This window comes from Paenibacillus tianjinensis, from assembly GCF_017086365.1.
GTDB lineage: Bacteria > Bacillota > Bacilli > Paenibacillales > Paenibacillaceae > Paenibacillus_AQ > Paenibacillus_AQ tianjinensis.
In genome coordinates, this window is record NZ_CP070969.1 from 4,067,008 (window position 1) to 4,090,548 (window position 23,541).

The 23,541-nt window shown below is 35.0% G+C and carries 26 protein-coding genes; 5 read left to right on the top strand and 21 right to left on the bottom strand.

The annotated features are described in order from the left end of the window. Positions 1–236: 236 nt before the first annotated feature. From JRJ22_RS18620 to JRJ22_RS18645, 6 genes are all read right to left on the bottom strand, one after another. Complete coding sequence (locus JRJ22_RS18620) at positions 237–1,097, bottom strand: hypothetical protein (protein WP_206100920.1); 861 nt, start codon at positions 1,095–1,097, stop codon at positions 237–239. Then, a complete protein-coding gene (locus JRJ22_RS18625; RefSeq protein WP_206100921.1) occupies positions 1,094–3,724 on the bottom strand; it encodes an RNA dependent RNA polymerase in 2,631 nt (876 codons plus the stop codon). The genes JRJ22_RS18620 and JRJ22_RS18625 overlap by 4 nt, the downstream gene beginning before the upstream one ends. A 151-nt stretch (positions 3,725–3,875) precedes the next feature. After that, positions 3,876–5,798 carry a hypothetical protein gene (locus JRJ22_RS18630; protein ID WP_206100922.1) on the bottom strand — a complete coding sequence of 641 codons (1,923 nt, stop codon included), beginning with the start codon at positions 5,796–5,798 and terminating at the stop codon, positions 3,876–3,878. 179 nt (positions 5,799–5,977) lie between these two features. Continuing rightward, complete coding sequence (locus JRJ22_RS18635; RefSeq protein ID WP_206100923.1) at positions 5,978–6,328, bottom strand: hypothetical protein; 351 nt, start codon at positions 6,326–6,328, stop codon at positions 5,978–5,980. Between the two features lie 102 nt (positions 6,329–6,430). Further along, positions 6,431–7,435 carry a phage lytic cycle repressor MrpR family protein gene (locus JRJ22_RS18640; protein WP_206100924.1) on the bottom strand — a complete coding sequence of 335 codons (1,005 nt, stop codon included), beginning with the start codon at positions 7,433–7,435 and terminating at the stop codon, positions 6,431–6,433. Further along, a complete protein-coding gene (locus tag JRJ22_RS18645) occupies positions 7,428–8,735 on the bottom strand; it encodes a ParB N-terminal domain-containing protein (protein WP_206100925.1) in 1,308 nt (435 codons plus the stop codon). Before JRJ22_RS18645 ends, JRJ22_RS18640 begins: the two co-directional genes overlap by 8 nt. Positions 8,736–8,936: 201 nt before the next feature. Between JRJ22_RS18645 and JRJ22_RS18650 the strand changes: the two genes are divergently transcribed. Further along, entirely contained in the window at positions 8,937–9,983 is a 1,047-nt protein-coding gene (locus JRJ22_RS18650; protein ID WP_206100926.1) for a tyrosine-type recombinase/integrase, read from the top strand. 5 nt (positions 9,984–9,988) lie between these two features. On the opposite strand, the gene JRJ22_RS18655 is transcribed toward JRJ22_RS18650, so the two are convergent. Beyond that, positions 9,989–10,324: a hypothetical protein gene (locus JRJ22_RS18655; protein ID WP_206100927.1), complete on the bottom strand. Its 336-nt coding sequence runs from the start codon at positions 10,322–10,324 to the stop codon at positions 9,989–9,991. Positions 10,325–11,416: 1,092 nt separating this feature from the next. Here JRJ22_RS18655 and JRJ22_RS18660 point away from each other — a divergent pair. Beyond that, positions 11,417–11,575, top strand: a complete 159-nt coding sequence (locus JRJ22_RS18660; RefSeq protein WP_206100928.1) for a hypothetical protein — start codon at positions 11,417–11,419, stop codon at positions 11,573–11,575. A 573-nt stretch (positions 11,576–12,148) separates the two neighbouring features. Here JRJ22_RS18660 and JRJ22_RS18665 read toward each other — a convergent pair. Then, positions 12,149–12,499, bottom strand: a complete 351-nt coding sequence (locus tag JRJ22_RS18665; protein WP_206100929.1) for a hypothetical protein — start codon at positions 12,497–12,499, stop codon at positions 12,149–12,151. A 63-nt stretch (positions 12,500–12,562) separates the two neighbouring features. Beyond that, positions 12,563–13,015 (bottom strand): hypothetical protein, encoded by a 453-nt coding sequence (locus JRJ22_RS18670; protein WP_206100930.1) that lies wholly within the window; start codon positions 13,013–13,015, stop codon positions 12,563–12,565. A gap of 133 nt (positions 13,016–13,148) precedes the next feature. On the opposite strand from JRJ22_RS18670, the gene JRJ22_RS18675 reads away from it, so the two are divergent. After that, entirely contained in the window at positions 13,149–13,385 is a 237-nt protein-coding gene (locus JRJ22_RS18675) for a helix-turn-helix transcriptional regulator (RefSeq protein ID WP_206100931.1), read from the top strand. A gap of 135 nt (positions 13,386–13,520) precedes the next feature. Here the strand turns inward: JRJ22_RS18675 and JRJ22_RS18680 are convergent, their stop codons facing one another. The 10 genes from JRJ22_RS18680 to JRJ22_RS18725 form a co-directional block, all read right to left on the bottom strand. Further along, entirely contained in the window at positions 13,521–13,826 is a 306-nt protein-coding gene (locus JRJ22_RS18680; protein WP_206100932.1) for a hypothetical protein, read from the bottom strand. 36 nt (positions 13,827–13,862) lie between these two features. Next, entirely contained in the window at positions 13,863–14,273 is a 411-nt protein-coding gene (locus JRJ22_RS18685) for a hypothetical protein (RefSeq protein WP_206100933.1), read from the bottom strand. A 228-nt stretch (positions 14,274–14,501) separates the two neighbouring features. Further along, entirely contained in the window at positions 14,502–14,870 is a 369-nt protein-coding gene (locus JRJ22_RS18690; protein WP_206100934.1) for a hypothetical protein, read from the bottom strand. Positions 14,871–14,943: 73 nt separating this feature from the next. Next, the gene (locus JRJ22_RS18695) at positions 14,944–15,171 is read right to left on the bottom strand and encodes a hypothetical protein (RefSeq protein ID WP_206100935.1); all 228 of its coding nucleotides are present in this window, start codon (positions 15,169–15,171) and stop codon (positions 14,944–14,946) included. 163 nt (positions 15,172–15,334) lie between these two features. Next, positions 15,335–16,018 (bottom strand): hypothetical protein, encoded by a 684-nt coding sequence (locus tag JRJ22_RS18700; RefSeq protein WP_206100936.1) that lies wholly within the window; start codon positions 16,016–16,018, stop codon positions 15,335–15,337. Between the two features lie 174 nt (positions 16,019–16,192). Further along, entirely contained in the window at positions 16,193–16,645 is a 453-nt protein-coding gene (locus JRJ22_RS18705; protein ID WP_206100937.1) for a GNAT family N-acetyltransferase, read from the bottom strand. Further along, positions 16,639–17,361, bottom strand: coding sequence for a hypothetical protein (locus JRJ22_RS18710; RefSeq protein ID WP_206100938.1), 723 nt, complete (start codon positions 17,359–17,361; stop codon positions 16,639–16,641). Before JRJ22_RS18710 ends, JRJ22_RS18705 begins: the two co-directional genes overlap by 7 nt. Positions 17,362–17,396: 35 nt before the next feature. Then, positions 17,397–17,696 (bottom strand): hypothetical protein, encoded by a 300-nt coding sequence (locus JRJ22_RS18715; protein ID WP_206100939.1) that lies wholly within the window; start codon positions 17,694–17,696, stop codon positions 17,397–17,399. Positions 17,697–17,717: 21 nt separating this feature from the next. Then, positions 17,718–17,900 (bottom strand): hypothetical protein, encoded by a 183-nt coding sequence (locus JRJ22_RS18720; RefSeq protein ID WP_206100940.1) that lies wholly within the window; start codon positions 17,898–17,900, stop codon positions 17,718–17,720. Positions 17,901–18,051: 151 nt separating this feature from the next. After that, the gene (locus tag JRJ22_RS18725) at positions 18,052–18,645 is read right to left on the bottom strand and encodes a hypothetical protein (protein WP_206100941.1); all 594 of its coding nucleotides are present in this window, start codon (positions 18,643–18,645) and stop codon (positions 18,052–18,054) included. A 299-nt stretch (positions 18,646–18,944) separates the two neighbouring features. On the opposite strand from JRJ22_RS18725, the gene JRJ22_RS18730 reads away from it, so the two are divergent. Continuing rightward, complete coding sequence (locus tag JRJ22_RS18730; RefSeq protein ID WP_206100942.1) at positions 18,945–20,069, top strand: tyrosine-type recombinase/integrase; 1,125 nt, start codon at positions 18,945–18,947, stop codon at positions 20,067–20,069. Positions 20,070–20,332: 263 nt separating this feature from the next. Here the strand turns inward: JRJ22_RS18730 and mscL are convergent, their stop codons facing one another. After that, positions 20,333–20,728 carry a large conductance mechanosensitive channel protein MscL gene (mscL, locus tag JRJ22_RS18735; protein WP_206100943.1) on the bottom strand — a complete coding sequence of 132 codons (396 nt, stop codon included), beginning with the start codon at positions 20,726–20,728 and terminating at the stop codon, positions 20,333–20,335. A gap of 88 nt (positions 20,729–20,816) precedes the next feature. Further along, entirely contained in the window at positions 20,817–22,025 is a 1,209-nt protein-coding gene (locus JRJ22_RS18740) for a helix-turn-helix domain-containing protein (RefSeq protein ID WP_206100944.1), read from the bottom strand. Positions 22,026–22,181: 156 nt separating this feature from the next. On the opposite strand from JRJ22_RS18740, the gene JRJ22_RS18745 reads away from it, so the two are divergent. After that, entirely contained in the window at positions 22,182–23,522 is a 1,341-nt protein-coding gene (locus JRJ22_RS18745) for an MFS transporter (RefSeq protein WP_206100945.1), read from the top strand. Positions 23,523–23,541: the final 19 nt, after the last annotated feature.

Here is a 23,541-nt window from a genome sequence, read left to right on the forward strand (position 1 = left end):
GGGAGTAACAATTGGGTTTAAGTATTTGGGAGGATTAATAATTATAGATCACACAAAAGTGCTTACATAATTATATAACCATAAATTATTTAATGAATTGATAGAGGAAGGAGACAAACAAGGAGGCGATCTTTTTTAGAGACCGCCAATTAAAAGGAGAGGAAAAAAAATGAAAGAAGAAAAAGAAGGACGGTAATATTTTTATTCATTACTATCTATTCTGATACATATCATCCTTAATGTCTAGTTTTATTATATTTACTCTTATTCTCTTTCCACACTCTTCTTTTAACTTCATTGTGCTTATCTCTGGCACATAGATTACAGTACTTTTTACGATTATTGGTTACTTGAAGTTCTTCGTCACAAACTACACAATATTTTTTAATTTCTTCTTTCGGCTTGCTGTCTCTGATATATGTTAGTAGATATCCATGAATACTCTTGACAAAATATTTGACAATGTAGTTATCTTCATTCCATATAGCATCAACTTTCTGTTCCCATCCATGTTCTTCTTCATACTCATCAATAGTCTTATAATTTTTAAATATTTTAACTATAGATGAGTCAATCAATGATTTATATTCTGCCCAACTCATTTGAAGTTTTATTTCGGTCATTTCCTTTTTAATCTCTGCTGCTCTTGATAATGACTTTTTAATCACATCTTCAACTTCTTGTGAATCAATAATATCTCCATATCCGTCTTTAATTAATTTTAAAGCTTTAAAGTACTCATTCCTGGGCTTTCGGAGTAGTGAGTAATATTCTTTTCCTCTGTATACTTCTTTATCAATATAATAAGCATACAGATTGTTGATTCTGATTTTGATGTAATCAATATTATCAACTTGTTTATAAAAACTCTTACAAATCTTATATTCAATATTTTTGTATTGCTCAAACAATTTGATGAGATCAGGTCTGCCCTCCAACAGACCATGATCTACATTGAAAGTAAAATACTTAGTTTCTTTTTTGAATCCGCACTTACTCTTCCATAGATTAGAAGTAAAATCCTTAATCACTGCGGATTTATCTGATTCCATTCGCAAATCTCTATATTCTTGCATAACCTCATTTAAATATATCATATATTTACTCCTTCATTTACTTCAATAACTAGTTTGTAATAATTGCCCAGGAACTCTCTTGCATCGACATCTTCTTTTGTTGAAGCCGATATTGTATATCTTTTTCTGCCATTTGAATTGCATTTTATATTCCTAACCATAATATCTCCAAACAATGCCCAGCATAAAGTCTTGTCCTCACTTTTATTTTTGTATGCAACTGTAATACAGTGATTGACGATTACATCAAACTTAAACACTTTAGATTCATTGTCAGACAATTGCAGCAACTTTTCTTTGTATTTATTAAATATTGCTGTTAATTCCTCATCTTCAGGATCATCTTCGAGTATCTTCTTGTATTCAGAACTAAATTCATTATATATGTGTTTAATATCTTTCAGTAATGATGAATTCGTGTTCTCAACATTTGGATTGATAACAAGGTGTAAATTATTCAACGAATCCTCTGTGATATTTAAATTATTTTGCTCCCATTTATTTATGTATTCGCACAGTTCATTTAATGGAGAACAAGAATGATATGCATTAAGCATTACTCTATCATCTTTATTATCAATTCCCCTGTTGTGCTTGATAAGTTGTTCATACCTCTTTAGCTTCTTCGGATAATTGTATAGCAGAAAATATGGTAATTGCTCAAGATTCTCGCGCATTCTACTATTAATGCCCCATCTAATTCCCGTTTTAACATAATCAATTTCCTTGCCTTGAGTTAGTCTAAGCAAAGCGATATCGTCACTTTTTTCTTTAATTTTATCAGGATTCTCAGAATATCTATTTAAAATAGATGTGGCAATATTGGTTATCTCTCCTATTCTGCTATCCCTACTCTTCAACTCATATTCGGTAATATTCTTTTTGTTGTATTTTACTTTCTTTACCGATTCTTTATCCTTGAGTTCAATAACAATAGGACTATGTATTTTTGAGTCAATCAATATTTCATTTTGACTCAACATAAAAGCATCGCCATCTTCGTCTGCTCCGCCCTGTTGCGGTAAAGTCAAATCATACATATTAACCATACATAAATCTTGATTTTCAAAGTAATTCAGATATGTATTAGTCATTTCATTCTCAACAATATTAACTAAATTAACCTCAGATGGATCAACTAAAGGAGAACGGAAACTTACACACTCACCTAATTTCATAGTCTTAGCATAGAATTCTCCAGCATTTAAGCAGCCTACAACAGGAAGGTCGGCACAGTATTCCATATAACCGATTATGTCACCAACCACAATATGATAAAACCCTTCTGTGTAGATTTTTCCGTATTTCATCTCAGTAATAGATTTATATAGCTTTCTCTTTAATGAACTTCTAATAGCAGGATCTCTTAACATATCTTCATTTTCCATAATTGCTTTTACATAATTAGAACGCGAAGTGTACCCTTTTGAATCCTTCAGGCCAAGAAATTTTAAAGTGTAAAATACATCACCTTTAATAATTTTCTCAAGCATATCTGTCGAATACTTTGCTAATTGGATTATCTTTCCTTCGTTCTCTTCACTCAAGATGTCATACTCATTGATTTTCATTTCTTTATAAGCTTTTATGTATTTGGGATTCCATAAATCTAAACACTGCAAGTATTGAAAATTCATTCTGGCATACTTATTTAATTCTGCTGTATTATGCGTGTACTTGCTGATGCCAATTCTATAATGATACTTTTTTAGTTTTTCTAGATACTTATCCCAGGCTTTCTCTTTGAAGTGCTCAAAAAATATGCCGTGAGCCTTGAACATTGAAATATTCCAGATGCAATCAATATCCTCAACATTGTGAAAGCGCCCATAGACATCCTTAATTTTTTTTATTCCTCTTTCCTTATAGTAGCTCTTGAATGGTGCTTCTACGCTCACTCCTTTTAGATAGGGAATACGAATCTGAAATGCTCTTGCCACATAATCGAAACCCATGTGCAACGAATATCTCTTACTGATGTCTTCTGTATGTATCCCAAAACCATCAAATGGGGAAAGCGATATGTCCTGATAGCCCTCCACTATTGTTTTTTTATCATAGGGCATCATAATATCATTCTCTTTGTCATACCACTCTGAAGGGACTTCCTTCATGTACTTTACATATTGATTCGGTAACACCTTTTTATACTCATCAACGATAACAATGTATGGTAAGTCTTCTTCGATAATCGTACAAGCGCTGAAAACTAGATTGCGGTATCCCTCATACTTTGGAATAACTTCTTCTTTAATTGGGATATCTAGCTGTGTTCGTTTAAGAGCCTCATCAAAGAAGTTCTCTTTAATAAAAATTGTCATTCCGTCCTTAGATTGCGAAGCGCTTTTACCAAAACGAACATACCGTTCACCATTATATAAAAATCCTTTATTCATCAATTTTCTTATCTGCGCTTCCTTCTTCTCATCATGTCTCGCTTCAACAATAATCAATTCAATAATATCCTGTGTCTCCACACCTCTAATCAGTTCAAGTTGCTTAAACATAGTCATATTTTGTTGCTGGACAAAATGCGCTGCTTCCTCTTCTTTGTCATAGTGAATGTCATATTTGCTTTTGATTATTTCTTGAATCTTTATCTTCAAAACATTAAACAACTTACTTTTTTTCTCTTCTTTTTTACTCATCTTTTCTCCTCGATTTTCTTTATTTACTTAATTATATTTACTCTTATTACGTCTTTCCTTGCAATGACACTACTTCAATCAGTAGCGCTTAAATTATAAAGAATAATATAAGAAATTAAACTCCAGAATTGAAGTAGGCAAGGCATTAAACTTACTTTCTGTAAATCACTTTTGGATAACTTGGAACACCTGAAGGCGTATAATGTAGTGGTATTTGTTTTGACTCCATTAATTCATTGCTTAGTGGACTAATTGCCAGCTCATACTTAATAATCATGCCACCAATAATTTTTTTAAGTTGTTTTTTCTTGTATTCATATAACCACTTCTGCATTCGATCTTCTGTTATCACATCTCCATCCTTAATTTTCCGGTCTCTCTTTCTAATTTCTGCTTCAACATCAATATCAAGATATGTATTATTGATAATTCTTTCTTCAGTAGTCCATCCTCTATCATTGAGTAAAGCTGTTAATGACTCCTCTAACAATAGACATGTGCGTTCATTAATATCGGATAACTGTTCTTCTTTCCTTTCGGGAAATACTCTATCCGCTTCCTCTTTGCCCAAAGTTTTAATTACCATCTGTCTATCAAAGTTAGTTACAGTCATGCCTAACTGCTTAAATTGTTTTGCTAACTCTTCAATGTCTAACATATAGTTAGCATCGAATGAATGAAGAGAATAAAATGTAATTAGTCTTTTCTTGCCGTTCTTCTGCGATTCTTGAATAGCTCTCTTAGTGTATGCCTCTGGTAAACTGTCAGTTCCAACTCGATTCAACAGTTTCAAGTAAGAAAGTAAGGCTAATACTGTTCGTACCCTCTTTTCCTTCTGCATCTTAAACTTCGCAAAATCACAGTAACGTTCTAATCTGTGCATAATAAAGTCTATAGATGCAAAAAATACGGAACTTCCATCATCCTTTAATTGTATTAAATTATGAATATTCTCTAGCCCAATAAGATGAAGTTCTCTCAACAAAGAGTAATACAGCGGTGATCTTAGTATAGAGTTTAAATATGGATACGCCTCTTCAATATAGAATTCATCATTTAGAAACTCCATATTGAGTTGAAACATTTCCTCTTGCTCTTGTTGCCACTCCGTTTTCTGTATCTTAATATTGAATACCTCAGTAAGATACTTAAAGGACTTGGTGTTCGATAATCCTGTCAATCTCTGTGTGATATCAATGATAGAACCAAGCCATGCATGATTTGTGCTATGGCACTTATACCACCAATAACCTGTAGATGGATCTTGAAATATACTCGCAGATGGCTTGTTTTCCATTGTAAATATATCGTTAAGATAATTGCTATGGATTCCTAAATACTCATGTAGATTTACCTTCTTTAGATATTTACAAGCTTCAGTTCTTGTATTAAATATTACTGGAGGATATTTATCTTTTATCCTATGTATAATCTTATTATCTTTATTAATTATAAGTTCTATGTTTGATTGTTTCTTTGTTTTATTTGCTTCTATGGTGTTAAGGGGGGTTTTAGCACCTATATTATCTTCTATATTATAACCATAGTTATATAGGTCATAAAACCCCCCATCTGGAAGTGTCTGAATTCTATTGCTGTAGTCAAATACATAAAGATCTGATCCACCAAAGAACAACCGCTGAGTTTGAAATGTTGAACTGTCAACATAAGGATACTTATTAAACAATTTTTGATTATGCATGTTAAATAACAGTTGATTGGTAATCGGTTCATCGTATGCCAGAACAACTCTAAATCTAGGCCAATCATCTGTATAACTAAATGTTTTATACATGAACATAGCAGAATCATGAAATTCTTTTTGTGCTTGTTCCCAGGTGATCTTTATATCCTTCACTTTTTCTTTTGATTCTTTATCCTCTTTACTATTGTCAAAATCCAAACATACGACTTGCTGAGACGTCCAGCACGATTGACTTAAATGTAGTTCGCCATCATTTCTTCGGGTTGTTATGTAACCAGGACAAAATGTTTTTCCTTTGGTTAATTCAAGTGCTAGTTGTTCAGGTTGAATATCAATTGGCCGTTTGAGTAATCTAGGATTGATATTCATTCCAACTTCTTCTGGTGATGGTTTACCTGTGTAGCCTTTAGTATCTAATAGTACTCTAATCTTTGATTATCCTTTCTATGGCAATATTCCAAGAAAATATGCTTCTTGGTTATTTAAATATACAACAAAGAATACTATTTGTAAATATCTAATTATATTTACACATTAAAATTTTATTATTAATTAATAAGCACTCCGTAAAGAGGTTTATTAAATGTCGGAAGCAAATCGGAACTAAACTCTAGACTAATGTTATCACCTGAAATTGGTGCGTGTTTTGGACTAGGCATTAATTTACGCTTTAGTGCAATATGAAATTGCTTGATAAGCTCCACCTCTTCTTCTGAATATTTCGAATTAGAGGCTTTGATAGAAAATAGTCGTTCGTAGCTTCTTAACTCTGTTCGTGAAAATTCTCTAGACTTTAATTTATTAGACCATACAAACGCAGCCAAAGACTTGTATTGTCCATTATCAAGCCAATTGATGTATGATTTAACTTCACCTTTATAAGCAAGGATCTCTAACATATCTTACCCTCCCCTTCTAACCTACTCTTATGATACACTAATTATCATATGTCTGTATACATTTATTTATATTTATTAATAAAGGTAGAATGAGCAGAATACTCATTCTACCTCATATATCTCTTTTAGCACATCTAAGTTTAAAAATTCTTTCTTTTGTCTTGCCAAGCTATAATATCCTTTTGTTTTACTTATATTGAATCTCTCTCCTACAATATCAAATTGATCTTTATCCAATTTACCATATGAAACATAGAGTCTATACAATTCATACAGCATCCCACTGCTTCTCAGGTTAACTGCATTAAAATATGGATACCCAAACCATTCAGAGATTAAACTTAGTTTTCGTAACACTAAATGAGGATGTGCTCTATCTGCATATTTTAAATTGAGTGTTGCGGATCTAAAGATAAAATTATTATCAACCAATGCAATAGTCTCTGCTTTGGTATTTGGCGAAGGATTTCCATTATTTTTGTGGTATGTCTTTTGTTCAAAAGCTTTAATAAGTAATCGAATCAAATTAGAATCATCGTGCAATTTCAACACTCTTGTTGACTTTTCTGTATTACTTACATCATTACTCAAAGTAAGTTCATTTTTCACTTCATCGATATCTCCAATTTTTAAATTAAGAATCTCAGAATACCCCTTACCCAATACACCCTCAAATATGCATCTGACCAAGGCTGCATCAATAAAATTTACTAACCCGCCTGTGATATCATCTATTTGTTCTTTCGAAAACAGAAGAATATTTGTTTTATCGATAAATTTCAGGAAGAATACATTATCGGCCATAACATCCAAAGGACTTGTGTTATCCGTCCTGAGACCTTGTTCGATTGCCCACCTAATATAAGCCTGGATAACCGATACTGATACTTGACATGAACCTAGGGTTTTTGGATTCAAGTAGCTTAGTAATTGTTCAATTTCACGAATATTAAAGTTATATAGATCTTTTTTGTAATATTGCTCAAGCGAAGAGGCTCTAGTTAGTACGCGTTCGTAGGTGATCTTTGTATTACGTGTCAAATTCTTAAGAAATCTATCCTTCTGATAAGGATTGTACAATTCCTCGTTGTAAATGCTGTTAGACATTAACCACACCTCTATTAGCAAAGTATCTAATAATCTTATCTCTGGATTTCACTATGCTTCGTTCTTCTATTGCTTGGACAAGTTCTGGATCATTAAAATCTATTCCATCAATATATTGTTTAATCTTTTTCAGGCTCATGTCTTCATCTTTAAATATTTTTGCAATTTGAATATAACCAGCAAACATTTGTGGATGATTTATATATATTTGTTTACATAATTTAGGATTCATTTTAAATTCGTCAACATAATAAGAAATTAAATATCCGAAAAACTCAATCAAGTATTGAGATATCTCTTTTTCTTCGATGAAGTTCCTAGGGTTGAAAACCTTATCTATAGTATATGACAGGGTATCAAATGTCGTTAGATGTCCAGCAACTTCACTAATGCGTGATGAAGACGCAATCCTTCCTGTTAGTTCTGATTTTCTTTGTAAATCCCTCACGATTTTATCAGAGGATTTTTCTGATTTTAATTCCTTTAGTCTTTCTGGCTTTACAATATTTACTGTATTAATTTGTCCAAAGAATTTTTTTGCAATATCCTTATCATAGCTTCTTATAGATAGAAACAGTTTCTGCGGCAGACTAGGATTAATTGAAGTTGCTTTAATTGCACCCTGAAGACGGTGAAATCCATCCAACACAGAGATTAAAGCATCTTTATTTATAGTAAGAGATTTCGTTTTATCATTGTAACTAATTGCCTCCGATTGTTCTGAGTATATATTTAGAGTTATTGTATCAGGAAGATATGTTTCGTTTAACATATGCTGTGCGATATCATCAACACTCTTCTTATTAATTTCAGGTACTTCAATAAAACTATCGCTTCCATGCTTAATATATTTAGGGCTTCTCTGCGTCTCAAAATCATAGAATATTAGTTGTGATAAATACATTTGAACTAACGTTTTTGCATCTATCTTGGTTACATATTCCTCATCGCTAAGCATAACAACATTCTCAAACTCCATAGGTAATTCTATGGCATCATTAAATTTAGTATTTTCGATATGTTCCTTCGCTTTATCCATTTCCTTTTTAGTAAAGTATTCTAGAGGTGAAATGTTATTATTGTGAGTTTCAGAATAAAGCGCATACGTAAGCACATACAATCTTGCAACATCTAACATATAAATTTCGTTCTTTGACCGAACAATCGCTTGAAATGTTCCCACAGGTAAACCAAATTCACCAAAAACATCGTTGATCTGTTTGACAATGTTTGGGATATGTTTTATTTCATCAATAATTTCGATCAATAAAGGCTCAAGTTCAGTTCTATCTTTCTTCATTTTACACCGTCCCATAAATGATTCTACTAATAGTAGTATATCATTTATTAATAAATATATACACATTGGTCGTATTATATAATTTTGATTATATTTATTGACTTATGTGATTGCGTTAGGTAAAATGAATATACACAAGTAACTAGTGACTTATAATAAGAAGATAAAAATACAAATATCAAATTGAAAGGAGTGTTTGAAATGGACGCAGCAACAAATAATGTGGTCGGTTTACAAGTTGGATCGGTATGGGAGGATATTCAAACCTTTCTTGGAGATCATGCAACAAAGAGCAAATATACATACGATAATTACCTTAACTCATTGAGAAAGTTCTTCATGTGGTACAGAGGTAAAGAGCTTAATGCACTCACCATTTCAGATTTAGAAATTAGAAATGCTGATGTACTCCGTTTTAGGAATCACTTGATTAACGACTACGATCTCGAAAACAGCACCATCAACAATAGAATCGCTGCAATATCAAGTTTGTACAACTTTCTTGAGATCAACAGTTATAATGTCAATTCTAAAGTCGTAACACTAACTAACTTGGTTGAGAATGAGAATACTGCTGGTAAGCTCTATTATCAAGAAGCAGAGTTAATGAGTGAATTAGTGCTGACTCAAAAAAAGGGAATCGAAAAATCTGCTTTAATTGAAATGGCCTATGTCACCAGTTTAAGAAAAGGAACGCTATTAAATCTGTCCTGGAACGATATTAAGAAGAATCCGACATTAGATTACTATGAAGTAACTGTTATCGGTAAAGGAAATAAGCGTCATACGATAGCAATCAAGGTTGAATTGTTCAATAAACTATGTGAGATCAAGGAACAGCCTTATTATAAAAAGTTCGATGCTGCCAAACAGAATAAAATATTTAATCTAAGCACCAGAACGATTCAAGATATGATGAATGAGCTTAAAAAAGAAATCGGAATAGATCCAGATAGAAATATTGTATTTCACAGCTTTAGAAACGTGGCTTCCTATTTCGGTACACTCGAAGAATTGCAACAACAATTAGGTCATGCAGATATTAATACAACTAAGAAACATTACCGTCATGCGAATACAAATCTTTCTAATATGATTAGTATGCGGATAGGTGATAAAGTTGATTTCAGTGTATTTGAAGCGCTGAGTAAGGAACAATTAATACATTTGGTTAGTGATCTGGATATCGGAACGTTATTGAGTTTAAAGAAACGTGCTGAAGTTATGAATATAAATACTAGTCATTAAATTCTTTATTTAAGGCCCGCACAGACCACATAACCAACTGAACCATCATACAATTGTACTTTACAAACTTCATCCTTTTTCTCCAATAAAGTAACTTTATTCTTACCATCCGAATAATCAGGAAGATAAAATGATCTCCTATTTTCTCTTAGTTTTTGAATAGCATCTTCATTCCCCACCAATGAAACATAATCCCTCATGTCTTCATATTCAGATGAAATCTGATACAACATAGCAAGCCTATAATCTTTACCTTTTTTTAACCCATCACCGCAGGCGGCCAGAAGAACCATAATCATGATTATTGAAAGCAAAGTAATAAGTATCTTAAAACTCATCATTGAATTCACATCCTTTATTTAGGTTTTATGAATGATAATTCAAATAAATTATTTTTTACCCAAATATCATATATGAGTATTCTCATTATTTCAATAAATTGATTTATTACTTGTATCGTAAATATCATATAAAATGATCCTAATCCCTTATAAACTAAGGGATTTTTTGCTGTCTGGAGATAATAATACATAGTTGTATCGGTAAAGTGTGCATAGAATAAGGAGTTTTTGATCAAAAATGGGGCGAATTTTGATAAATTTCAGTAAAAATGATAGAAATTTACGATTATTTATTAGGTAAAAACGTTGATAGTACTAGGTTTGTACGATACAAGTGACGATACAAATAGGGTAAAAATGGACTTATTTAGAGTGAATATTCATCGTGATAATAATAAACGTCTCGGAGTGGAAGTGCTATGGGCCTATTTTCTGAAAATGACCCCTAAAATGATTTAAAATACCCCCCACCTAGCTTAAAATTTCTTTTCTAACTGCTACATAACTACTCTTGTATAGCAGATAGAACGCTTGACAGAACGGGTAATTTATGAATCAAAAAATGAAAAGAATTACTAAAATTTGAGTTAATCTAATTAAATTTTTTTGAATTCGTGCGTATACCCACCGTGCTGGTCAAATGGTCGCCTCGTTTTATTATATATACTAGCGCGAACTCGAAGACTTAAGCACATTATCATCTGAATGAGTTTATAACTGAGGTGATCGGTTCATACTGAAATCTAAAACATATAGAGGAATGATCATATTGAACGATAAACCAAAAGTAAACTTTACCAAAAAGGCAGTATTTTAGATGATGATGAAAAATTAGAGTATTACAGTACATATCTTAGTAAACGTCCTGAATTAAATAAGATTGTAAATGAATTATGGGATGAATACAGAGAAGTAGTCAAGGAACATGGACATGGTAAAGAGTCTAAAGAGATATTGATCAAAATATACAGCTACGCCCCTAAAGGGTAAGGCTTTTTAAAGCTTCTTATTAGCATTCTCTCAGCAACTCTAAGACCTAACGCTTTCAACACATCGGTTACTAAAAATAACGCATGCCTGAAAGGAAAACGTATGGATAAAGAATTTATAGAAAGTCTTAAAAAACCTGAATTCGATCCGATTGTTAAAGAGTTGTGGGATAATTACAAGAAGTTAGTCAAAGAGCACGGACGCAGCAAAGAGTCCAAAGAATTATTAATCAAGATTCATAGCCTTGCTCCTAAGGAGTGAGGCTTTTTTCTTGTAAATTGGTTCTGCCTTTAGTCGTCCTGCCTTACGCATAAAGGGTATTCTGTTAAGCAATGTTCATTAGTCCCAGGGTAAGATTCATGAGTGTTCATCATTAACAAGTCTCTGGAGCATCATGTACTAGATCATTAGCATTATCCATGTTGTCTTCTTAGCAACGGTCATTAAGACATTCACGACTTGAGCATGTCTACAAGCGTTATGACACGGTTATAACGTACCTCTGTACATTTTACCCACCAACATATCACCTTTAAATGAAGACCATGTTAAAGCCAATGTCAGACAACGCTTTAAGGATATTCTTAGATGGTTTATGAGTAAACGGATCTCAATTACATTCTTTTACTACTGACAAGCTGTCAGTAGTAAACTGTTCTTCCTCTGCTACAGCTACAACTTCATTACAATCATAAAAAGGACTCCTTATTTTCAGGAATCCCAAAGTTTGCTTATTTTTATTTATTTACCATACACACTGAACAACAACAATTAACCATATCAAGCAACATACAACAATAGTTGTATTGCCTTTTGTTCTAGCTTCCATTGTTATCACACTCCTAAAAATTTATTAAAGAAATTGATAATCTTGCATTTATTTTTTTCATTATATTTATTTTTATAATCCTCTTTGACATCGCTTATAACATGAAAGTAATAACGTTCATCTTTAGATATTTCCTCTATAGTATTGTTTTTAATGTTTAAAAATAATAACAAATCATAATAATTAGATACGATATAGTTACTATTGTTATTAGGAATAACAATCTTTCTTCCTAAATCAAATGATCTAATTATTTTAAAATGCACATCACTATTAACTGAACATCGTCTATTAGCTTTCGGACATAATTCTGCAAACATGCTCTTTGCTTCTGAGCTTATTTTGTATTTAAACATTCTTAAAAATTCTCCCTTCTTTCTTTTCCTCCACTTATATAGCGGAGGGTTTACGATTGATTATTAAGCATATTGAAGTTCTTTTACCGTGTTTTTGTTTTTGAACACTGGTTCAAATACTGCCTTAACTCCTGTTTTATCTTCAATCCAAAGCGCTTCGGCTGCTTGACGTTGATCCAATCCGTTATAATGGATGAATTGTTTGCATCCTACACCAGACATATACCTTCTGTCACTCTCAATTGTGTATTGAGCATCCATCTCGGCACACTTGGCATCAATTCTTTCTTGAAAAGCTTCTGTTACATATGTATCTACGAATACGGGTAATTCGAATCCTTGCTTCATTACCCAGTTAGCGATATTCTGTTGAAAGGATTGAGGAATGTCTGCAACGTGAATGTTGATAAAAACTTCATTTGGACGATTTTCGATAATTCCTCTTGCTCTCACATTAAATTGTGATTTAACTGCTTCCAATACACTTGCCATAATCGCTTTGTTGTTTTTCACCATTTTTATCGTCTCCTTTTGTTTAACTTTATAACCTAATTATACTTTAGTTACTAGTGACTTGCAACTAGTTTCTATGGATTATTTCATTTCTTTTTGCTACAATGTTTTTATAAGAAAGGAAGTGTTTTAACGCATGTTAATAGTAAAACCAATCTTAAAACAATGGTTGGATGAACGTGGTTACAAAAGTCAACAAGCGTTTGCTAAAGAAGTAGGCATACCACAAAAAACAATTAATAACTTTGATGACAGTGTGCAACATAAAACCACAACACTTTTTAAGATAGCTCGACATCTTGGTATTACGGTAGATGAACTATTTCATGTTGAGGAAATAGAAGAGCCAGACACTGATAAAGTCAAACAATAAAACATATAAGAGAGATATGTGTACATATCTCTCTTTGGGATATCCGCGACAGCCACGCTTTCACAGCGGTACTGTTTCGAGCAGTTTCTCTCTGGATACTCATTCAGGTTGAAGTGTATTTATATTTATTATTATTTATCCTTTGTATGGGATTAAACTTTCTGCTACATCAGCCATCAGTGATTCAAAGTAATCTTGTTCCTTCGAATAATTCTCATGATTTTTTTGATCGAGGCAATCTATGACAACCTGTAACTCGGGCTTATTGTCTTTTGCTTTTTCGAGCAGAGATATATATAACATAGTCACAATGTTGTACTCACTAAAATATTTATCAATCATCGACCGCATAGTTACATAATCTTTCGCTTTCCAGCGTTTTTTCTGCTTTTTAGTTAAGTGGTCATAATCGTTTAGGTAAATATTCTCTAAACTTGACAACTAAAATTCACCTCCGTTGAATCGTTTATAATCTTCCTAATGTACGAGAATATTAGTCAAGTCCTCAGCCTGTTTTTTCATTTTGAAAAGCACTTTGCTAATATCCTTGCTTCCATATTTACACTTAGCATTAAAACCTAATGTCTCAGCATAGAACTCTTCTCTCTTCTCCGATGTGTTCAACACCTCATGCATTAGTGTAACTACAATGATCGCAGAGCGTGGGATATTCAAAGATTTAATGAGGAATTCAACGGACAGTGTTTCAGGCTTAATATCTCTAACAATAAACGTAAAAGTATCTTCACCCTGTGACCACACATTTACAGCATCTTTTTCATCTCTGCCAATCGTTTGCCATATCCGTCCAACTTTATCTGTTAGGTGAAAAATATTAACTCCTTCAAATATCTTTTCGTGTTTGACAATGTTCTTGTTTGTGTTCATGTTTACCGTCTCCTTTAATATAGATTATTGTTTTGCCTTCATCGGTGGGTATGTATTACCTTGTTGATTGATTTTATTATACACTAGTCACTAGTAACTTGCAACTATATTAGTGTATTAATAAGGATCATTAAAATAAAAACCTAATAACATCTGCGAAGGATGAAAATTAAAGCCCTTGAGGATGTCTCAAGGGCTTTATGCAAAACTCTTCTATTTTACCTCAAATCACTTAAAGTCTTCGTTATCGGCAAACAGGACTGCTATCCCATCATGATAACTGAAGTACCGAAACCTAAACAGCTTATTTAGATTGTCAAATCCACTCAATTCAAGAATCTCATCATTCTGTTTTTGAATATTCTGTTTATAATCTCTTGCCATATCTTGTAATACAGTAAAATCAGATTGTATATCCTGGATATGTTGGCTGATCACATTTTTGTACTGGTCAATTAAAGTGAAATTATTCAAACCGTTATTAATCCCAAACTCAATAATCTGATCACAGTGCTTTATCTTAAATGTCATGAAATCTTTATACTCATCCCATTTAGTGTGTCTGAGACGCTTTTTTACTTTATCGCTGAATAGCATCGGAACACCTCGCTTGAGTTTTCCGTTTAATTTTTGCGAGATACCCGATTAATATACATAAATAAGCCATCAATTAATCAACAGCATTATTGCCACCGTGCATTTCACTTCGCTCTTCACTCTCGGCCCATATTTCGTCTAATACTTTTCTAAATCTCCTAAGTGCTTCATCAGATGGGGTATTAAACCTGACAGAATAAAGAGTTTTTTTATTTCTATATTTCACAGAATATTTTATCCAGTAATGCCCTTCATCATCATAGTATTCTTCCAATATGTCCATTTCTTGACCCTTCTTCATAAAAAAGCAGCTCCTTCATGATGTAATGTAACCATCATAACAAGAAGCGTAAGGGAATCTTAGCGGTAATTTGTGGTGACCTATTTATCCTTGGAGTATCTTATCATCAAAGATAGGTGTTAAATGTCTCTCAACGATACCACTTATGGATTTAAAATGCCAATTATCTATAGCCCTGGTTTAATTTTTTAACTCTTTCGAGACTAAGTTCGGCGCTAACTTCGCCCGAAATTACTCGTTCAATAGTTCTGTTTAGCTCAAGTTCAATTGCACCGATCAACTGAAGTAGTTTTAAGGGACTATCCAAAATGAGTGGAACTTCTCCTAGAGATAGGGTATCAGTACTAAATACCACGTCGACATGATCCAGCAACAAGCTATCTTCATTCCATAGGTATATCTCACTCTTTTTAACCATATCAGAATACATTAATCTTAGCCTATATAGAATCAAGATACTTGATCTGAATTTAAAGTAAATAACTTCACCAAGTAATGGACGCTGTATCTCAAGATTATATAAAAAAGGTGTGGTATCTAGTCCATTTGGTACTACCCTTTCATCTAAAGATTTCAACCTCAACTTATCTTCTTCATGGAGTTTATTAATAATATTTAAATACTCCTTTGGCAATAAAATCGTAAATAAGTTGATTAAAGGTGAAACGTATTTGCGAATGTCTAAATATTCTAACCAAACGTTCTGAATTGCTTCAATTCGTTTATTTTGTATGCTTTGACTTACCGAGTGATAGTGATCTAGGTTTTTTTGCTTCAGACTGTTCAATTGACTTATATTTGATTTTAACACTTCAATATTCTTTTGCGTCTCGTTAGATAACACCATTTTCTCTCTTTCAAAGTTCTGTTTAGTTTTTTCAATTTTGTGATCTAAGCGCCCTTTTAGTAAAACTCCGACAACTCCAATAATGACTGCATTTACTGCGGTACTAGTTAATAATATGCTCCAGTCTATTTTGCTTCCCCCTTCGAAATAATTGAGATATGAATTTATCGTTTATCAAAACTTCCATTCGAAAATCAAATACGTCTCAAGGTCCATACGTTCATTTGCCTTAAATTTTTCTAAATAAAGATACTTCAATTTATCAAAAAACTCATTCTTATGTAATCTCCCAGTTATAAGTTTATACCCATCTAACTTGGCTTTATCAAGAAAAACTGACAATACTTTTGTCGCTATTCCATTGTCTCGATATTTTTCATCGATGTAAAAGTTACTGATATATATTGCATCAAGCCCATTAGTTATAATTGTTGGATCACTATCAGATTCAGATGGACGCGAAGAATTAGAGTAGGTTACTTTTAAATATCCTATATTTTCTTTGTGACCTTCTTCATCAATTTCAAATATTGTTATTGAGTGTGATTTATCAAAAAATTGGCATAGAACAGCCTTATCATTTAAAATTAAAATAGGAATCAATATTTCACCTTCCACATTCAACATTGTGATTTTTCTGAGACTCCTTTTAGTTTGATTATCTCGTTTTCTATATCAAAATTCCTTATTATTATATCGCCACTTCTTATTTGAATAAGATTTAAATCGTCCTTATACTTTTCGAGAGTACATATCATCTCATCAACAAATAAATAAACATCGAGATATTTTAGTTTAATGTAAGATGGCTGCTTTGCAATTAGTTCTTGGAGATATGCTTCGGCCTCTATTTCACTCGTTAAATCTTTAAGTGTGTTATAAGCAAACAGTTCACAATCTACTTCGTGTGGTAAATCCATATAGGTGAAATTTTTATCGACGATTCCCATTGTGTTGTATAAGAAGTTACCACATTTTGAAATACTGTCAGAAATACTTTCCTGATAATAATGTCTGAGTTCATGCGACAACATCCAAATAAGGGCATATCGATTTTCACTGGCTTTTCTAGATAACCATACCAAAGTGCTGTAATTTCTAGAATTCATTATTTTTAACGGGAATTCCGGACTCAATTCTTCAATTCCATTTTTTAAGTTAAGATGAAGGCCATATGAATCCCATGTCCCTCTATAGTAATCGGAATTGTAATCTTCAGAATCTATAATTACAGCGATTCCCTTTTCAGGAAGTTTAAATCTATTCAATACCAGTTCAATTAAATGTTTTTTGTCTAATCCTATATTATAACGATAGAATATTTCTGTATTCTTTAGAGTCATCTAAACACTCTCCATGAAATAGTCCTTTCACAACATCATTCCTCTGTTAGACGAATGACTTTATTGTTGATGTTCATTTCACCAATTACCTCAACTTCACTAATACTCAAGCCTCGTCCTCCAAGCAATCTACGCCCTGCTATGGCCTTCATATGGTATGTACTTCCCTCTATCAATCCCAACTCACAACGCTGCTTAGACTGCCATATATAACGTTGTTTTCCACATTCAAATATATAAACGTAAATATCCGCTGGACACAAATACCTGTCAAAATAATCGTTTCCGTAATCCTCCTGAATAAATACACCGATGATGTCAGTCTTGTTGTCCACGATCATCACCATCCTTATTATTTAATTCAGTTCCGAAAGCTTAGAAATTTCATTCAATCTATCTGCATATTCTTTATTTTGCTTAATCATTTTTTCAAGCTCATCGAGTAACAACGGAGCTTTAGTATTAGTTACTACTGCTTTTGCTAAACCACCGTTGCAAACAAGTTTCAAATCACTTATCAAACCTTTTATCATTTCCATGTAGATATCATCTCCTCTGTTCTTTAAGACATGATCTGAAGGGGGAACTTTTTCATATTGTTATTGTCCAAGACATAATCACGAATATCAATATTGAATTTTAAATCAAGATCAAACACATCAACCTACTTTCGCAAATAATTTCTATTTTTTATTGTTTTTCATATAACTTACCTAAAAATTGATTTTGTATATTAGTCTGCATAGCATTCAATTGATCTACTGTTTCATACACATAACCTAATAGCTTTTCTTCCTTATCCATAATTTCTTGATCGGTATGCCCAACGTCAATTGTATACCATTTTTTAATATCACATAAACTTGATGAAATTAAACAACCCAATACATAAACTGATTCTACATCACTATCATATTGATCCAGTATTATTTTTCTTTGATAGAATCGTGTCTGTAAAATCATGAGTGCCTCGTCTATCAATTTAATACACCCATTAATGTGATAAATGAATTCGGTTAATGAGGCTTCATTATTAATTTCGTCCCTCAGATGATTTAATGAGAAATAATATCCACAACTGTGTCTCAAAGAAGAAATTGCTTCGATCATTTCGTCAGATGCTTTTAAATTCAAGTCTCTTTTAAACTTTTCCTCATCATTCTGTCTACTCTTTTTTTGTGATCTATTAACATTAAAGATTACGAATATTAGTGTCATAGCCGTAATTAATGGAGAAACAATTTGAGCATATTGTTGCAGATTATCAATTACATTGGCAGGCATAACAATTCTCCTTCAAGTTTCTAAAATGAAACAAAATTATTAAACCGCTCCATTAATAATTTTGAACGTCCACAACAAGCCTATGAATAAAATACACAGAGAAATCTTTAGGATATCTCTTTTTTCAAGTAACATTCGATCACCTTCCAATTTAATAATATAGGGAGATTATACCATATAGTCTTTTGCAAATGGCAAACATAAGTATTGTAATCCCGCTTTATAAACAAACATAATTTTATTTGATTATTTAGTTTTTTTATATTATATTTATTAATAAAGAAAGGAGTTCCCTAAACATGCCAATCTACGAATACATTAAAAAAGGAAAAGTTCATTACAAGTATGCTTTTGAGGTCAAAGATACAAACGGAAAACGCAAAACAATAAAAGAAAGTGGATTCACAAAAAAGACCGAGTGCAAAATAGCCGAAGCGCTTGCACGTACAGAATGGGAAAAGGGAAATCACATCAACCCATCTGCAATAACTTTCGGGGATTACATAACGGAGTGGTTGAAAAACAAAAAAGATATTGGGGTAAAAACACGTCATACTAACGTGGGGCATATAAATAATCATATCCTCCCCGCTATTGGACATATTCCCTTGCAGAAATTAACTTATGAAGATATCGAATATTTAATTCAAGAAATGCAGAAAAAAGTTCTTCCAAACGGCAAAAATCTTGCTGAAGGTACGATAAGAAAGGTTTTTAATCTTGTGCAAACTTCATTAAGGGCTGCTGTTAAGCGAGAACTTATAATGAGAAACCCTATCGATAAACTGGATAAAGGTTCTAAGCCTAAAGCGGGTAAACCAAAGTATGACTATTGGTCTGTTGAAGAAGTGAATGAATTTTTAAGTAATTTAAAACACAGATTAAAAATCCTTTTTATCCTGGCTATTTATACAGGTATGCGTCGAGGTGAAATACTTGCACTCAAATGGAAAGATATTAACTTTAAAACGCGACAAATCAGAATTGCAAAAGCGAAAACCGATGCTGGAGAAAGATCGATAACAACATCTAAATTTGTTATAGGGGCATTGACCGATCATTTCAATCAAGTATTAGCGGAAAAGAGTAAATATAATGAAAGTTATATAGATAACAATTATATAATTTGCGATGAATTAGGACACTCATTAAGTACCAGTAATTTCCATAAGTTTTGGACGAGAAAACTTGAAGCCACTGGTGTAAGAAAAATCAGATTCCATGATTTAAGACATACATGTGCTTCACTTATGTTCAGTGCTGGCGTACACCCAAAAGTTGTACAAGAAATGTTGGGTCACTCATCTATAAAAGTAACATTAGATATGTATAGTCATATGATGCCAAATATGCAAGCAGATGCAGCCACAGCAATGGAGAATTTACTGAGTCAAACTGAGGACAATCCACCAGAAAAAGAATAAATAAAACCTACCGTTTTCCTACCGTTTTTGAAATCAATAAATAAATAGAAGCTAAGAACCCTTATAGAATAATGGTTCTTAGCTTCTATTTATTTTGTAAGTCCTTCCTGCCCTGAAGGATCAAACCAATATGAAATTAATAATCGACTTACTGACTAAAATAAAGTTAGCACTATACGCTAAAAAAAGCAAGCGTATCATTTACGCCTGCTTCATTCTTAGCTTGTCCATATTGGTTCGGAACGCAGATATGTAACGAGCCTCTATACTTCCCCCTGCTTGCCCGTTCTCAGCAAATCACGGATTTCCGTCAGCAGAACAATTTCCGGATCAGGGACAGGCGTCTCTACTACCTCGACTTTAACAGCTTCCTTGCGTTTAAATCGGTTCGCCACCTTGATTACCATAAAGATCGAGAAGGAAATAATGAAGAAGTCAATCACACTCTGCAGGAATACACCGTATTTGACTGTTGCATCCAAATAAGTAAATGTTAGATTTTCCAGGTTCTTCCCGCCGCTAATCAAGCCCATCAGCGGCATGATGATGTCTGCCACAAGTGATGAGACAATTTTGCCGAATGCAGCTCCAATGACTACTGCAACGGCCAGGTCGAGCACATTGCCCTTCATGGCAAAGCTTTTAAATTCTTTCCACATGTCGTTCCCTCCAATAGTTGAATTTTAAGTTATTATAGCATCAGCACTGTGAAAGACCAATGAATTCTTGGTTGAAGCCTGCTCTCTTTTAATTATGCAGCTCCCGGTATGTATCCTCGATGAATTTCCTGTGTACAGAAGGCGGATAATGCTGCACCCGTTCGAATGCAATCTGTGCTTGCTGGCGCGCCTCTTCCATCTTCCCTTGTCTGGCATAGATTCTGGCTTTATAGGCATACGAGGTGAACACACTGGCCCGGTCCAGCGGATGGTAGGCGTGATCCGGCAGCGTAACCTTTGACAACACCGCAAGCGCTTCCTCATCCCTTCCCAGATGATAGAGTGCAGCTCCGGTCACAAGGCAACCGCTGGATGCATATATGCTTTCCCTAGCCTGAAACTTCTGTCCCATTCGTAACGCATCCTCGTACCTCCCCTCCGCGTTAGCCTGTCTGATCTCAGCCAATTCAAGAAGCTGTACCGACAGCTCATCCTCGGTAAACTGCACAAACAGCCGCGCCTTATTCAAGTATGTTTTTGCTTCCTCCAGCTTCCCCGACATTTGGGCAAGATTGGACAACACGCGGTATAAATGATCTGTTAAATAATACACTCCTTCTTCGCGTGAGAGGGCAACAGCCGCCAGTGCGGCTTCCCGGCTCCCTTCGTAATCACCCAGAGCAGATAAAGAAACGCTCTCTGCATAATGTAGGTCGAGCTCGAAGAGAAAATCATTGCCGACTTTTTTGCTGGTATACTCCTCTCTGACCCGGAGTATCAGTTCCAGGCTCTCCTGGTACCGGCTTTGGGTGAACATGAGAGCATAGGCCAGATACTGTACTTTGGCACTCTCCACAAATAAGCCGAACCGCTCGTATATTTCAACTGCCCTGGTGATCGCATCAATCCCTCCGTCTGTCCCTGTATAAAAACAGGCATTTACATAGAACTCCATCAGACGCGCTGCATCCACGGTCATCGGAAGCTTCCCGTCCATAAGAGGCTTTACTGCAAAAATAATCGACTGGTAGTTTTTTTGCTTGAACTTAGCTTCGATGTCGCGGACCATGCGGGCCAGGTCTAGACTCGTGCCGTCTTCCAGGAAATAACCCGCATCTACGCCAAGCCGCTTAGCTAATATTTGCAGACTCCGCATGGAAGGCAGTGCACGGCCATTTTCAATTTGGCTGAGCATACTTTTGGTCATAGCCTCTCCGGCCAGCTCGCTCTGGGTAAGCCGCTTTGCCTTGCGGAGCTGTTTGATTTTTTCTCCGATCATCTGTTGGGTTGTTGTCATAGGGTGGCCCATCCTTCTATCCGTCTTGATCTCAGTATAGCTTATTATAGAGAGCGAGAAACAAAGTTAAATTAAATTAAACTTATTGTTGCGATTTCATGGAATTGAGCATATTATAAGTTTAATATAATTTAACTTTATAAAGAGGTGGATGGTTTGAAAACGAAAAAAGGATATTTCGCCACTCCAAGCAGCCGTAATATGCTCCTGTTCTTTACCGGCAAGCTCGCTTCGATTCTAGGCTCCGGAATGTATACCTTTGTGGTGGGATTGTATATTCTGAAACTTACAGGCTCGGGAAGCAGCTTTGCCGTTACCATGATCTGCGGAATGCTGCCGCGGATTGTGCTTGCGCCCTTCGCCGGTGTGATGGCAGACCGGATGAACCGCCGCCGGTTGCTCATATACTCAGACCTTGCGGCCGTCCTGACTCTGCTGCTAGCCTTTCTGGCGGTCTCCCTGGGTGGAGTTATGCTGCTGCCCATCTATACCTCTCTGGTTCTGCTGTCCGTATGCTCCACCTTCTATGGAATCTCCGTCTCCTCCTCCCTGCTCCAGCTCGTCGATTCTCAGTATATCCAGCGCGCCGGCTCTCTCAACCAGATGGCTGGCTCCATTGGCAATCTGCTTGCACCTGTTCTTGGGGGCATGCTGTATGCTATCGTCCCATTCAAGCTCTTTATGCTGCTGAATGCGGCAGGTTTCACCATTTCTACCCTGATGAGCTGCGGACTCAGGTTCAAACGAGACCCGGAGCTAACGGAATCCGGCCGATCTGCAGATCCTGCTACCCAAAGCCATGCCGGGCGGGATCTATCGAATATGCTGGCAGAACTGCGCAGCAGTCTTACCGGCGGTATCTCTTATGTGTTTAAGCAACCAGTAATCCGGGCTGTCCTTATTATCGTGTTCTGGGTCAACTTTTTCGTGGTATCGCTGAACGTCGTGCTACCCTTTGTGGCTGTGGAGAATCTGTCCCTCTCATCCGGCCAGTACGGGACCCTGAATGCCATGCTGGCTGCAGGTATGCTGGTCATGTCCCTTCTGCTGAGCGTCCGCCGCCAAAGCAGCAGCCCGGCTCGCTCCCTGATCCGGGGGCTGGCGTCACTCGGTCTGCTGTTTATAGCTATGGCGCTGCCGCTGATATTCTCCTTCAGTACCGGCTCCGCCTTCATGTTCCTGCTTGTGCTGATGTTTCTGATCGGCAGTACGGTCATGAATATTAACATCCCTATTCAAGTGTATTTGCAGCAGACGGTGGAAGCGGATTACCGCGGAAGGGTGTTTGCTGTTGTTGAGACTGCATCGGGGGCAATTGCACCGGCAGGAATGATCCTGTATGGACTGCTCGTGGACCTGCTTCCAGCTGCGTTTCTCCTAACGGCCTCAGGATTGGCAATTTTGCTCGTCACTTTGCTTGGACGAAGAGGCCTAAAGAGCGGCAGTGAGCTGGAAGCCCATCAGAACCGGGAAGCCGAGGTACAGGTTCATGCCTGAGCGGCAACTGCCGTTTGTT